At 34.5% G+C, this 14,572-nt stretch carries 11 protein-coding genes; 9 read left to right on the forward strand and 2 right to left on the reverse strand.

Annotated features, from left to right (window positions below; translation table 11 throughout):
• Window positions 1–106: 106 nt before the first annotated feature.
• Window positions 107–709: an outer spore coat protein CotE gene (gene cotE, locus Q0977_RS01035; protein WP_124217363.1), complete on the forward strand. Its 603-nt coding sequence runs from the start codon at window positions 107–109 to the stop codon at window positions 707–709.
• 294 nt (window positions 710–1,003) lie between these two features.
• Entirely contained in the window at window positions 1,004–2,332 is a 1,329-nt protein-coding gene (locus tag Q0977_RS01040; protein ID WP_119414362.1) for a GntP family permease, read from the forward strand.
• Between the two features lie 74 nt (window positions 2,333–2,406).
• On the opposite strand, the gene Q0977_RS01045 is transcribed toward Q0977_RS01040, so the two are convergent.
• Complete coding sequence (locus Q0977_RS01045) at window positions 2,407–3,252, reverse strand: MurR/RpiR family transcriptional regulator (RefSeq protein ID WP_119414363.1); 846 nt, start codon at window positions 3,250–3,252, stop codon at window positions 2,407–2,409.
• 144 nt (window positions 3,253–3,396) lie between these two features.
• Between Q0977_RS01045 and gnd the strand changes: the two genes are divergently transcribed.
• Window positions 3,397–4,293, forward strand: a complete 897-nt coding sequence (gene gnd / locus Q0977_RS01050; protein ID WP_119414364.1) for a phosphogluconate dehydrogenase (NAD(+)-dependent, decarboxylating) — start codon at window positions 3,397–3,399, stop codon at window positions 4,291–4,293.
• 222 nt (window positions 4,294–4,515) lie between these two features.
• Here gnd and gntK read toward each other — a convergent pair whose 3' ends face one another.
• The gene (gene gntK, locus Q0977_RS01055) at window positions 4,516–6,060 is read right to left on the reverse strand and encodes a gluconokinase (protein WP_299509782.1); all 1,545 of its coding nucleotides are present in this window, start codon (window positions 6,058–6,060) and stop codon (window positions 4,516–4,518) included.
• Between the two features lie 303 nt (window positions 6,061–6,363).
• Between gntK and mutS the strand changes: the two genes are divergently transcribed.
• The 6 genes from mutS (at window position 6,364) to Q0977_RS01085 (ending at window position 14,448) form a co-directional block, all read left to right on the forward strand.
• Complete coding sequence (gene mutS / locus Q0977_RS01060; RefSeq protein WP_299510018.1) at window positions 6,364–9,027, forward strand: DNA mismatch repair protein MutS; 2,664 nt, start codon at window positions 6,364–6,366, stop codon at window positions 9,025–9,027.
• 12 nt (window positions 9,028–9,039) lie between these two features.
• On the forward strand, window positions 9,040–10,947 hold the full coding sequence (mutL, locus tag Q0977_RS01065) for a DNA mismatch repair endonuclease MutL (protein ID WP_299509785.1): 1,908 nt from the start codon (window positions 9,040–9,042) through the stop codon (window positions 10,945–10,947).
• A 27-nt stretch (window positions 10,948–10,974) separates the two neighbouring features.
• Window positions 10,975–12,621 (forward strand): glycerol-3-phosphate dehydrogenase/oxidase, encoded by a 1,647-nt coding sequence (locus Q0977_RS01070; protein WP_119414367.1) that lies wholly within the window; start codon window positions 10,975–10,977, stop codon window positions 12,619–12,621.
• 25 nt (window positions 12,622–12,646) lie between these two features.
• Complete coding sequence (gene miaA, locus Q0977_RS01075) at window positions 12,647–13,582, forward strand: tRNA (adenosine(37)-N6)-dimethylallyltransferase MiaA (protein ID WP_119414378.1); 936 nt, start codon at window positions 12,647–12,649, stop codon at window positions 13,580–13,582.
• A gap of 59 nt (window positions 13,583–13,641) precedes the next feature.
• A complete protein-coding gene (hfq, locus tag Q0977_RS01080) occupies window positions 13,642–13,872 on the forward strand; it encodes an RNA chaperone Hfq (RefSeq protein ID WP_119414368.1) in 231 nt (76 codons plus the stop codon).
• A 276-nt stretch (window positions 13,873–14,148) separates the two neighbouring features.
• The gene (locus Q0977_RS01085; protein ID WP_119414369.1) at window positions 14,149–14,448 is read left to right on the forward strand and encodes a rhodanese-like domain-containing protein; all 300 of its coding nucleotides are present in this window, start codon (window positions 14,149–14,151) and stop codon (window positions 14,446–14,448) included.
• Window positions 14,449–14,572: the final 124 nt, after the last annotated feature.

Below are 14,572 nucleotides of genomic sequence, written 5' to 3' on the forward strand. Positions count from 1 at the left end.
AATAAATTGATTTTTTATAGCTTGCGACATTTTCTTAACGAATTAGGCACCCACTAGGCTAATAGCGCATATGATGTGGTGAACGGGAGATAAAGGAGGAATCATGCTGAGACAGTTACGTCATATTGTGACCAAAGCAGTGATTGCAAAGGGAAAAAAGAGAACAGAATCTTGTGAAACATTACGTCCACCAAATAGTCCATCAAGTATTTTAGGTTGCTGGGTGATCAATCATACTTACTCCGCTAAGAAGAATGGAAAATTTGTAGAAGTATCAGGCAAGTGTGAGATCAATGTATGGTATGCATATAATAACCATTGTAAAACAGCGGTATTTTCTGAAACGATTCCTTATCGTGATCGTATCAAGCTCCATTATCGCGATGACGAGTCTTCAGGAAAAGAAGAAGTTCATATTCGCGTATTACAACAACCAAATTGTATTGAAGCAGTAATTGGACCAGATGGTGAAACTTTTGTGGTTACTATTGAAAGAGAGTTATTAGCGGAAGTGGTTGGGGAAACAACAATTTGTATCAGTATTCACCCAATGGAGTATGAAGAAGATTGGAACTTTGAAGATGAAAGTTCATCATCCAGTTCTTCAAAATCGCCAAAATCTCACAAATCATCCGGCTCATCTAGTTCGAGCTCATCCAGTTCATCATCAGATTTATCTGATTTAGAATCATCATCATTTCATAGATAAACAACTTTAGGGGCTATCCGTAAAATAGGATTGCCCCTATATTTTATGGAGAATGTTTTATTTCAGTACATTTTTTAAAAAGAAAAATTTTTCAAGAAAGAATTAGATAATGAAAAAACAACTCAAAATTACGTTCAAAAGTAAACGCCAAAAAGTAAGAGTAAATCAAATGTATTATAACAGTATCTATAAATAAAATTTTTTCTTAAAAAATATTGATTTAGAAAAATTTTTTTCGTATAATTGAATCTATGAAAATGCTTACATAAATTGTAGAGTACAGGGGAGGATAAAATGGACGCATATTTATTAATTATCACATTATTAGCGATAGTTATTGTTATAGTCGGTGTATCAGTTTTTAAATGGCACGCATTTATTAGTCTACTTATTGCTAGTCTTTTCCTAGCGATTTTTAGCGGCATGAAACTTGATGAAATTGTTCAAGCATATGAAACAGGTGTGGGCGGAACTCTTGGACACCTAATTGGAATCATTGCCTTAGGTGCGATTTTAGGTAAGATGCTAGCAGAATCTGGAGCTGGTTTGAAAATTGCCAATTTCTTTATTAAAGTATTCGGTGAAAAGAAACTACCATGGGCAATGTTCTTCTCAGGATTTGTTATTGGTATTCCTGTATTTTTCGAAGTCGGAATATTAATCTTACTGCCACTTGTTATCTCTATTCAAAAAGCTTCAAAGAAAAATATATTATTAATTGGATTACCAGCTATCGCTGGATTATCAATTGTTCATGGTTTAGTACCTCCACATCCAGGTGCTGTGGCTGCAATTGGTATCTACGGTGCTAATTTAGGTAAAGTGTTGCTTTATTCATTAATTATTGCAATTCCTGCAGGTATTATCGGAGGACCTCTTTATGCAAAATATATTAGTAAACGAGTAGCCCCAGAAGAAGAACCAGAATTTGTGCATGTAGAAGAAAAAAACGATGATCAAATGCCTGGTACTTTTATTTCATTCTTCTCCATTTTACTTCCTGTACTTTTAATGGTTTTGGGAACAATGGCTCCATATATGCATGTTGGCAAAACTATTAAAGATGCATTTACATTTATCGGTAGTCCGATTATAGCACTACTTATTTCAGTCTTTTCAGCTTATTATTTCCTAGGTTATAGACTTGGACAAGATAAAAAAGCTATTAAGAAGTTTACAGAGGATTGTTTAGTACCGGTAGGCTCCATTGTATTAATCATTGGTGCTGGTAGTGGATTTAAACAAGTTCTTATTGACAGTGGTGTTGGCGAAACAATTGGACACTTAGCAGAAAATTTATCGGTTTCTCCGCTAGTATTAGCATTTGTAATTGCAGGAATGATAAGAATTGCTACAGGATCAGCAACAGTGGCATTAACAACTGCTGCTGGCATCGTTTCACCAATTATTGCGAATATGACAAATGTTAATTTAGAATTATTAGTAATTGTTACAGGAGCTGGCTCATTAATGTTCTCACATGTTAATGATGCTGGATTCTGGATGGTGAAAGAGTATTTAGGATTATCTATTAAAGAGACTTTTAAAACTTGGACAGCTTTAGAAACAATTCTTTCATTTGTAGCATTTGCTTGTGCGTTAATTATTAATGCAGTCATTTAAGTTATTAGAAAAATAGAATGGAAGAATGAAAAAGGAGAAGATTGTGTATAACACAATATCTTCTCCTTTTTTTCTTAAATACGGGTTTGTGAAATAGCCTGGCGCATTTTTTTTAGTGCAGGGTTGGCGATGTCTTTTCGTCGGACCATCGTGTTAACATATAGAGCATCAATGATACTTAGTTGTCCAATTCTTGAAGATAAGGCTTCTGATCGATATTCAGTCTCTTCTGAACTTGTATAAAGTGCAACTTGCGCTAATTGACTAATCGGTGATTTTGGAAATCCTGTAATGGCGATTACAGAAGCGCCATTTTCTTTTGCAGTTTTTGCAATCTGAAGTGTATCTCGATTACGGCCGGAATGTGAGATTACAATAGCTAAATCGTCTTTTGATAATTGAGATGCGGACATTAGTTGGAAATGTGAATCTATAAAAGCAAAACATTTAACACCAGTTCTTATAAATTTATGGTAAGCATCCATAGCGATTACGGAAGAACCACCTGTACCATAAAAATAAATATGTTTTGCTTGATTCATTAACTTTACAGCTTTATTAATAGAAGTTTCATCTAAAATATGCATTGTATTTTCAAGTGTTTGTATATTTGATTTGAAAATTTTTTCGAAGATTGTTTTTTCATTATCTTGATCTGATATTTCCTCATGAATTTGTTGGATTGGGGTAATTACTTCAGAGGCTAATGCAATTTTCATTGCTTGGTAGCCTTTAAAACCTAAGCGCTTACAAAAGCGGAAAACCGTTGCATCTGCAATATTTAAATCAGCAGATACTTCATTAATAGTCTTATTAATGATACGTGAGGGATCTTCTTGAATATAATCTGCAATTTTCTTTTCCTTTTCGCTTAAGCGAGGATAAAGAGAATTGATTTTTTTTATAGTATTTTGAGTCATAAAGGAAGTCCTTTCAAATAATGATAGTACCTGTAGTATAGCATATTCAAAAATAAGAAAAAAATTTTCTTCATTTGTTTTAACAAATGAAATTATTTTTAGTATAATTAGATTAAGACTTGTTAAAAAAGAGGAGCGTTTAAGATGAATATTGGTTTAGTTGGATTAGGGAAAATGGGATATAATCTTGGATTAAATTTAATGAAACATCAACATACAGTATCAGCTTTTGATGTTAATGAGGAGGCAGCAAAAAACTTTACAGCTGAAGGTGGAAATACTTTTTCATCGTTACAAGAATTAGTTAATGCTCTTCCAAAACCTCGTGTCATATGGTTAATGGTACCAGCTGGTGAGATTACAATTAGTACAATTGAACAATTAAAGGGAATGCTTGAAGCGGGAGATATTTTAATTGATGGAGGAAATTCGCATTACAAAGAAGCTATTAGTTTTGCAGAAGATTTAAAGCAAAAAGGCATCTTTTTCATGGATATCGGTACTAGTGGAGGCACTTCAGGAGCTTTAAATGGAGCTTGTATGATGATTGGTGGAGAAGAACAAGCATTTAAGGTAATCGAACCATTTATCAAAGACATTTGTGTAGATAAAGGATACTTATATGCGGGCAAAACAGGAAGTGGTCATTTCTTAAAAATGATTCATAATGGAATTGAATATGGTATGATGCAAGCAATTGCAGAAGGATTCGAAGTGCTTGAAAAAAGTCCATTTGACTATGACTATGAAAAAGTAGCTGAAATGTGGAACCATGGATCTGTTATTCGTTCTTGGTTAATGGAACTAACACAAAATGCTTTTTCTAAAGATCCAAAACTTGATGAAATTAAAGGGGTTATGCATTCTTCTGGTGAAGGAAAGTGGACAGTTGAAACAGCTCTAGAGTTAAAAGCACCTGTACCTGTGACAACACTTGCTTTAATGATGCGTTATCGCTCTTTAGAAGAAGACACATTTACTGGGAAAGTAGTGGCAGCACTCCGTAACGAATTTGGTGGTCATGCTGTTGAAAAGAAATAATTAAATTAAGATTTATAAGGGTTAGGAAAAAACTAACTTGGAAAAATGAAAAGCATCGAAAATTTTACGATCAGTGAAATTTTCGGTGCTTTGTTTTTAGTCTGAGTTTTAGCATGAAAAATCCGAACTAGAACTTTTAATATATATTCACATAAGTGTGGTATTAAGATTCAATTAAAAAGGATATCGCTAATTCCAATTTGGATATCTTTAAATTAATCCTTATTTTACCCATTTTTCTTGGAATTTCGTAATATCCTGATACTCTTGCTCAAGTAAACGTGAAATTCGAATAAAGATAGGGATTAGTTCAATATATATATTAACATTTTCTTCAATAGGATTGTGTATATGAGTAGAACCGACCCATTCAGATATGATTGAGAAGTCATCAATTTCACCTAATGCATACATACCAAGTACAATTGCACCAAGACATGAACTTTCAAAGCTTTCTGGAACTGAAACTTCTTGATTGAATATATCAGCCATCATTTGACGCCAAAGTTCAGAACGTGCAAATCCACCTGTAGCTTGAATTTTGTTCGGTATCCCAATAACTTCTTGTAAGGCGATAAAAACAGTATAGAGATTGAAAATAACCCCTTCCAATACTGCACGAATCATATGTTCTTTCTTATGATGTAAACCTAATCCAAAAAACGATCCACGAGCATTGGCATTCCATAATGGAGCGCGTTCTCCTGCTAAATAAGGATGGAATAATAAGCCATCTGATCCCGGTTTTACATTTGATGCAATGCGAGTTAAAACATCATAAGCATCGATACCTAAGCGTTTAGCAGTTTCCACTTCGGAAGCGGCCAATTCATCTCGTACCCATCTAAAAGTCATACCACCATTATTTACCGGGCCACCAACTACCCAATGTTTGTCGGTAAGCACATAGCAGAAAATACGCCCTTTTGGATCTGTTATAGGGTGATCGGTTACTGTACGTATAGCACCACTTGTGCCAATTGTAACAGCAACAACCCCAGGATCTATTGCATTGACCCCTAGGTTTGATAGGACTCCATCATTTGCACCAATCACAAAAGGAATGTTTGAAGGAATTCCAATTTCCTCTACGATTTCTTCCTTTAATCCATCTAAAAAATACGTAGTTGGAACAAGCTCAGACAATTGGTCGGACGAAATCCCGGCTACTTCTAAAGCGGTTTCATCCCAATCGTTATTCTTAAGGTTGAACATTCCAGTAGCAGAAGCTATAGAGTGATCTACAAGATATCGACCGAAAAAGTCATGGAATACATATTCCTTCATACTAATAAATTTAAATGTTTTTTGGAAAATCTCTGGTTTTTCATGTTGTAACCAAGTAATTTTACAAAGTGGAGACATTGGATGAATAGGGGTTCCAGTACGTCTATAAATTTCATGACCATTCATTTCATTTTTGATTTTTTCTGACCAATCTGTCGCACGAGTATCTGCCCAAGTGATGCAATTTGTCAAAGGTTTACCGTTTTTATCAATAGCAATAACACTATGCATGGCTGCACTAAACGAAACAAGTCTTAATGTATTTACATCAATCTTACTTTTTTGAATAGCTACGCGAATAGCTTCTTTGACGGCAACTAAAATTTCATCAGGGTCTTGTTCTGCAACATTTGGGGTAGGACTGTACAATGGATAGCCAGCATGATGCATGCTGATAACTTGCCCTTTGTTACCAAAAAGTACTGCCTTCGTGCAAGTAGTACCTATATCAACGCCTAAATAATAAGCCATTTTTCCCATTGCTAGATTAATCTCCTTTATATAAAACATGAATATCGAAAATATTTTCTTTTGGATATTATATTTCAGAAAAAATATTTCCTACTATACTATATTACTGGACTTAAAGAATTAATAAAAGGAATTCGGATGAAATAATATAATAGTCATCTATTTGACAAAGTTTCATAAATAATTTGTATTTATTTATTTTTTTCGACAAAAGAGACTTCTCAAAATACAATCTATCATACATTATAAAACGATTTTTCGACATTGATTTGTTATAATAAAGATATGATATAGGAACATAAGAGAGGGAATATAATGGCTTACACTCCAATGATGCAACAATATTTACAAGTAAAAGCAGATTATCAAGATGCTTTTTTATTTTTCCGTTTAGGAGATTTTTATGAAATGTTCTTTGATGATGCTTTAAAGGCATCACAACTTTTAGAAATAACATTGACAAGTAGAGATGCAGGAATGAAAGAACGCATCCCAATGTGTGGGGTACCTTACCATTCAGCACAAAATTATATCGAAACACTTGTTCAAAAGGGCTATAAAGTAGCAATTTGTGAACAAACAGAAGACCCGAAATTGGCGAAAGGTGTTGTAAAACGAGAAGTTATTCAACTAATTACACCTGGGACAATAATGGAAGGTAAAGCGATTGAAGGAAAATCTAATCACTTTATCGCCTCTGCTACAAAACTAAAAGAAAGTGAGTTTGCATTTTGTTATCTGGATTTGTCAACAGGAGAATCGACGACTACATTTGTAGAAGGAGATAAAAAAGATTTAATCCAACAACTGCAGGCGTTTAATATTCGTGAATTAGTAGTTAAAAATGATCTATATGAAGAAATACAAGAATTAGCTGAAACTTATTCAATTGTACTTTCTCTTGAAAATGAAGGAATGACAGAAGAAAATAGCTTTGTCTATTTGAAACAAGCTCCACAAGAATTACATGAAGCTTGTCGAATTTTACTTCACTATATTGAACGTACACAAATGCGCTCACTCTCACATATTCAACCTTTTTCCTATCATGAAGTGAAAAATTACTTGAATATTGATACAAACTCTAAACGTAATTTAGAACTGATTCAATCATTACGTGGAGAACAAAAAGGGACTTTACTATGGCTGCTTGATGAAACTGCAACAGCAATGGGCGGAAGAAAATTAAAACAATGGCTACATCAACCATTAGCGAATCGCAATGCAATTGAAAAACGTTTAAATATTGTAACAGATTTGTTAGAAGAATATTTTATACGCACTGAACTACAAGAATTACTTAAAAACGTCTACGACTTAGAACGCTTAGCAGGTCGGGTAGCTTTTGGTAGTGTTGGTGGTCGTGATTTAGCTCAATTACGTGAATCATTACGACAAGTTCCAGCTATAAAAGAGCTACTATTAAATTCAAAAAAAGACTATTTAGTACCACTCGGTCAAGCTTTAGATTTATGTGATGATGTAGAAAGCTATTTAAGTAACGCAATTACGGATCATCCGCCTATTTCTATAAAAGAGGGGGATGTGATTCGTGAAGGTTTCAATGAAAAACTTGATGAATTACGCTATGCTTCACGAAACGGAAAAGACTGGATTGCACAACTAGAGCGAAAAGAACGAGAAGTAACAGGCATCAAAAACTTGAAAATAGGTTATAACCGAATATTTGGATACTATATCGAAGTAACGAAGTCTAACATTGGCTTAGTTGACCTTACGAGATATGAACGCAAACAAACTTTAGCAAATGCTGAACGTTATATTACAGGAGAGCTAAAAGAAAAAGAAGCTATTATTTTAAATGCAGAGGAAGAAAGTCTACAACTAGAATATCAATTGTTTACAGAAATTCGTGAGTACTTAAAACAATTCATTCCTCGTCTACAAGCATTAGCATCTGATATTAGTGAGCTAGATGTATTTACTAGTTTTGCAGTCGTTACTGAGAAGTATCATTTTACAAAACCAACATTCCATGAAGGTCGTGCGCTAAAAATTATCAATGGTCGTCACCCTGTTGTGGAAAAAATGATTAATAAGAACTTATATGTACCGAATGATTGTGTGCTAGATACAGCTCAAAACATGATGCTGATTACAGGCCCGAATATGTCTGGTAAAAGTACGTATATGCGTCAAGTGGCATTAATAACAGTAATGGCGCAAATGGGCTGTTATGTACCAGCAGACGAAGCAGAGCTTCCAATCACCGATCAAATTTTCACACGAATAGGGGCTGCAGATGACTTAGCAGGTGGACAAAGTACTTTTATGGTAGAAATGTTAGAATCACAACATGCCATTACAAATGCGACAGCTAATAGCCTATTACTATTCGATGAAATCGGTCGTGGTACATCTACTTATGATGGTATGGCATTGGCACAATCTATGATGGAATATATTCATAACGAAATAGGGGCAAACACATTATTCTCAACACATTACCATGAGTTAACAGCATTAGAAAATGAGTTAGAGCGACTTCAAAATGTACATGTATCAGCAGCAGAACAAGACGGTAAAGTAGTGTTCTTGCACAAAGTTAAAAAAGGTCCTGCAGATAAAAGTTATGGTATCCATGTTGCAGAATTAGCACAATTACCAAAACCTATTATTAACCGTGCGCGAGTCTTATTGGCTGAATTTGAATCTTCAGATGTAGAACCAATTATTCGTCATAAAGAGGTTGCGGCTACAGTTTCTATCCAAAAAGAGATACCGAAAGAAGAAACTCCAAAATCTCACGAGTCAACTGTCCGTGAAGAAAATGCCACACAACTCTCTCTTTTTGAAGAGGCGGATCCGGTTAAAAAAGAAAAATTGGCGCCTGAACTATCAACTGTCGAAAAAGAAGTTCTTGATCAGTTAAAACGATTAAATATATCAGGAACAACACCTATGGATGCATTACAACTTGTTTATGCGTTACAGCAATCGTTATTACAAAAATAGGAGATGCTTAATATGGGACATATTCATATAATGGATGAATTTTTGTCCAATAAAATTGCAGCAGGTGAAGTGGTTGAGCGCCCTTCCTCTGTTGTGAAAGAATTAGTCGAAAATGCAATTGATGCAGGAAGTACATCTATTGAAGTAGTATTAGAAGAAGCTGGAATGACTTCTATTCAAGTCATAGATAACGGCTGTGGTATGGACGAAGATGATGCTTTAGTATCTTTCCAACGTCATGCCACTAGTAAGATAAATAATGAACATGATTTATTTCGTATTCGAACTCTTGGCTTCCGCGGCGAAGCATTAGCGAGTATTGCCTCTGTATCGAAAGTAGATTTAATCACATCGAATGGAGAAGATGGCATAGAAGTTCATCTTGAAGGCGGTCATGTAATTGAAAAGAAACCAGGTTCTCTTCGAAAGGGTACGGATATAACAGTTTCTCAACTCTTCTTTAATACACCTGCACGTTTAAAATATATGAAAACAATTCAGACCGAACTTGGGCATACTATTGACTTGATGAATCGTTTAGCGCTTTGTTATCCGAATATCGCATTTAAACTGACACATCATGATCATGAACTTTTACAAACAAACGGGCGTGGAGATTTACGTCATGTTCTTGCAGCCATTTATGGGGTTGCAAATGCCAAAAAAATGGTTCATTTTGAAGGAGAGTCTAAAGATTATAAGATTTCTGGCTATGCAACTATACCGGAAATCACACGTGCATCCAAAAATTATATGTCCATATTTGTCAATGGACGTTGGGTTCGTCATTACACTATACAAAAGGCAATTATCGATGCTTACCATACGTTTTTACCTATTGGTAGATTCCCAATTTCAGTTATTCATATTGAAGGGGATCCATTTTTGACAGACGTCAATGTACATCCTGCAAAGCAGCAAATTCGCTTGAGTAAGGAAGCGGATTTAATGCAGCTAATTGAGCAGTCTTTGCATAAAGCTATTCGTAATTCAATGCAAGCACCTGAAATTGCCCAAAAAAAGAAAAAAGCTGCACCATCTACAGAGCAGATTAATTTCTGGAAAACGATTAATTATAATACGACGAATATGCCACAGTTCAACGAAAAACCTAAACAAGCCGAAAATTTAAGTGAACCCATTTCTTCTAATCTTCAAGATGAAATAATAAATCACCCAGAATCAGAAAAAGGTTTTACAGTAGAAGAAAGCTGGGAAGAAATTAAAGAGTCGCAAGGGATCAATAAAATAAGCGAAGAAACGCAAGATATTTGGTCAACAAATTCAGAGGATGAAGAAATTGAAGAAATCGTCCCAACTGAAACACCTAAAGATCCATTTCCAGAACTTGAAATTGTAGGGCAAATTCATGGGACTTATATTGTTGCACAAAGTGAAGATGGCTTTTATTTAATTGATCAGCATGCTGCACAAGAACGTATAAAATATGAATATTTTAAAGAGAAGGTCGGAGAGGTAAATGCTGATGAGCGTCAAACACTTTTATTGCCATTAACTTTCCACTATTCTGCTGATGAAGCATTAACATTAAAGGAAAACAAAAAAGCTTTAGAAGAAGTAGGCGTTTATCTTGAAGAATTCGGTCAAAACTCATTTGTAGTACGTGAATATCCAACATGGTTTCCAAAAGACTTTGAATCAGAAATTATTGAAGAATTAATCGAACAGGTCTTAAAAGAACGTAAAACGGATATAAAAAAACTTCGAGAAGCAGCTGCTATAATGATGAGTTGTAAACGTTCGATAAAAGCAAATCACTATTTAGATAAGACTCAAATGGAAAGATTATTACAAGATTTAAAAACAAGGGTAAATCCATTTACTTGTCCACATGGTAGACCAGTAATTGTTCATTTTAGAACGTATGAAATTGAAAAAATGTTTAAACGTGTAATGTAATGAGTAAAGGTCAGAGGAGGATTCAAAATGTTTTCAGCTGCAAAGAGAGATCAAGTTATTCAAACTTTAAATGATTATTCATTTGATGTTTTAGTTGTTGGTGGAGGTATTACCGGTGCTGGTATAGCGCTAGATGCAGTATCTCGAGGGTTATCAGTAGCATTAGTAGATATGCAAGATTTTGCTGCAGGTACATCTAGTCGATCTACAAAACTAGTGCATGGAGGTTTACGTTATTTAAAACAATTGCAAGTTGATGTTGTAAAAGAAACAGGTAGAGAAAGAGAAATTGTTTATGAGAATGGTGTGCATATTACTACACCACAATGGATGTTATTACCTTTTTATAAAGGTGGCACATTTGGACCTTTGTCAACATCAATTGGATTGAAAATGTATGATAATTTAGCTGGAGTCAAAAAAACTGAAAGACGTAAAATGTTAAATTCTAAGGAAACATTGCTAAAAGAGCCGTTATTAAAACAGCAAGACCTTAAAGGTGGCGGCTATTATGTTGAATACCGCACAGATGATGCCCGATTAACAATTGAAGTATTGAAAAAAGCGGTCGAACTTGGTGCAATATGCTTAAACTATGCTAAAGTCGAAGAATTTGAATATGAAGATCAAAAAGTAGTCGGTGCAGTTGTACGTGATCAAATTTCTCAAAAAACTTGGACCATTCAAGCGAATGCAGTCGTCAATGCGACTGGGCCGTGGGTTGATACAATTCGTCAAAAAGATACGATTAATAACAACAAAAAATTACGCTTAACAAAAGGCGTTCATATTGTAATAGATCAATCAATATTCCCATTACAACAATCCGTCTATTTTGATACACCTGATAAACGAATGGTTTTTGCGATTCCTCGTGATGGAAAAGCGTATGTCGGAACAACGGATACTTTTTATGAAGATAACCCGCTTAAACCTATTGCCACAGATGAAGATATTGAATATTTAGTTGATACAATCCACTACATGTTCCCTGACGTTCAAGTTTCTAAACAAGATATTGAATCATGTTGGGCTGGTGTGCGCCCTCTTATTTATGAAGAAGGGAAAGACCCATCCGAAATATCAAGAAAGGATGAGGTATGGGAATCGCCATCAGGACTACTAACAATTGCTGGAGGTAAGTTAACTGGTTATCGTAAAATGGCTGAAAAAATTGTTAATCAGATTGTAAAACGCAAGCTATTTAAAAAAGCGGGACCTTGTATAACCGCAGAATTGGCCCTTTCAGGAGCTAAAGGTATTAATTCTCAAAATTTTGATGCGTATGTACAATATAAGGCTCAAGAAGGTACTCGCTATGGATTATCTTTGGAAGAAGGATATCAATTAGTACGTAAATATGGCACAAATATTGACCATTTATATCGAATTATCCATACACTAAACGTTCATGAAAAAACAACTCAATTACCATTAGATTTACATGCACAGCTAATTTATGCAATGCAATACGAAATGGCTTATACACCAGCAGATTTCTTTGTACGACGTTCTTCAAGAATGTTCTTTGATATAGACAGTGTAAAAAAATATAAAGACGCTGTTATTCAACTAATGAGCAAATATTTACACTATGTACCAGGGGAAGAACAACAATATCGCAAAGAATTAGAAGAATTATTATTCGATGCAACACATTTTGCAAATGAATAATCCTATGCATACAAACGATATTAAAATGGTTGGAGAAAAAATAATGTTACAACAAGAGTTAGATGTGATTGCAATAGTAGGACCGACAGCTGTTGGGAAAACTGCACTAAGTATTGAACTTGCTAAGGTCATTAACGGGGAAATTATCAATGGTGATTCAATGCAGGTTTATAAAGATTTGAATATTGGTACAGCGAAAATTACAAATGAAGAAATGGAAGGAATTCCTCACCATTTATTAGATATAAAGGAACCAACAGAATCTTTTTCAGTTGCAGACTATCAAAAGTTAGTCCGCGCAAAAATTGACGAGATAAAGGCAAAGGGTAAATTTCCAATCATTATTGGTGGAACGGGACTTTATATTCAATCTGTTTTATTTGATTATCGTTTTACAGAGGAAAAAGTTGATCAAACAATTCGAGATAATTATTACAAAGAATTAGCAGAAATAGGACCAGAGGCGATGCACCAAAAACTTGCTGCAATTGATCCTAAAACAGCAGCTACTATTCACCCAAATAATACTCGGCGTGTTATTCGTGCGTTAGAAATGGCAGAACATAGTGGAATTCAAAAATCAGATGAAAATCAACATCTAGGAGATCGACCACTATATAAACATCGAATCATTGGTCTAAATATGGACCGCGAACGCTTATATGAGCGTATTAACAAAAGAGTTGATCTAATGATGGAAAAGGGATTATTAGAAGAAGTTAAAGGATTATATAATAGAGGAATAAGAGATGTTCAATCTATAAAAGCAATTGGATATAAAGAGATTTATGCTTATTTAGAAGGCAACGTATCATTGCAAGAAGCTATTGAACAACTAAAACAAAATTCACGTCGATATGCGAAAAGACAACTCACATATTTCCGTAATAAGATGAATATTGAATGGTATGACGCACAATTGGGTACAATAAAAATAATTGATAATATTTTACAAAAATAAAGGGAATTCACTAAAAAAAGCGAATATACAATACTATTATTAGCTTAAGGGGGATCTTCATGAAGTCAATGAATTTGCAAGATATGTATTTAAACCAATTGCGTAAAAACGGTATATTTGTTACCGTCTTCTTATTAAATGGATTTCAGTTAAAAGGGACAATTCGTTCATACGACAATTTCACTGTATTACTCGAGGTAGACGGGAAACAACATTTGATTTACAAACATGCAATCTCAACGTTCGCACCATCTAAATCCGTTGATTTGCAACAACAAGAAGCTGAATAATCTGAATTATGGGTACGAAGGCGTCGTCTAGAATAGCACGCCATTCTATATGTAGAGGTTGGTAGACTTGATTCGACCATGCAAAGCAATATTTCATATTAGATATTTGTTATAGAAATGAGGGGAAGTCCCATGAGTTTTCTACTTATGGGGCTTCCCCTTTTCTAGTTGAAATAATTATTGTGAGTTTATTTGGCAAACATTGAAAGAGAAGTCACTAGCAAGATTAGAAAATCCCATATATACTTTATATATATTTAAATTGGAGGAATTCTTATGAAAACTATTACCCCTGAAGAAGTATTAGAAAAATTAGATGCCAATGAAGATTTACATATTGTAGATGTTCGTGAAGATGAGGAAGTAGCTAATGGTGTTATTCCAGGAGCGATTCATATTCCATTGGGACAAATACCCGAAAGAAAAGAAGAATTGGACAAAAATACCCCATACATCTTTGTATGTCATGCAGGGGGCCGTAGTTTTAGTGCTTGCTCGTATTTATCAGGTGAAGGCTATGACGTAACTAATATGGAAGGCGGCATGAGTGCTTGGCAAGGGGAATTAGAGTTCTAATTTTATGACTTTGCAACTTTTTGTTAAATTACCTTTTCACATATTATAGGGAAAAATGCTCTTCTCCATAAAATGGAGGAAGAGCATTTTTTCTTTCCAAATTTGTTGAGATATTTGTAAATCA

Source organism: uncultured Rummeliibacillus sp. (assembly GCF_934216135.1).
Classification (GTDB): Bacteria; Bacillota; Bacilli; order Bacillales_A; family Planococcaceae; genus Rummeliibacillus.

Coding starts and splice junctions, on each gene's coding strand:
- Q0977_RS01085 (WP_119414369.1), top strand. CDS start 14,149: ATGAAAACTATTACCCCTGAAGAAGTATTAGAAAAATTAGATGCCAAT.
- mutL (WP_299509785.1), top strand. CDS start 9,040: ATGGGACATATTCATATAATGGATGAATTTTTGTCCAATAAAATTGCA.
- gnd (WP_119414364.1), top strand. CDS start 3,397: ATGAATATTGGTTTAGTTGGATTAGGGAAAATGGGATATAATCTTGGA.
- hfq (WP_119414368.1), top strand. CDS start 13,642: ATGAAGTCAATGAATTTGCAAGATATGTATTTAAACCAATTGCGTAAA.
- miaA (WP_119414378.1), top strand. CDS start 12,647: ATGGTTGGAGAAAAAATAATGTTACAACAAGAGTTAGATGTGATTGCA.
- Q0977_RS01045 (WP_119414363.1), bottom strand. CDS start 3,252: ATGACTCAAAATACTATAAAAAAAATCAATTCTCTTTATCCTCGCTTA.
- Q0977_RS01040 (WP_119414362.1), top strand. CDS start 1,004: ATGGACGCATATTTATTAATTATCACATTATTAGCGATAGTTATTGTT.
- Q0977_RS01070 (WP_119414367.1), top strand. CDS start 10,975: ATGTTTTCAGCTGCAAAGAGAGATCAAGTTATTCAAACTTTAAATGAT.
- gntK (WP_299509782.1), bottom strand. CDS start 6,060: ATGGGAAAAATGGCTTATTATTTAGGCGTTGATATAGGTACTACTTGC.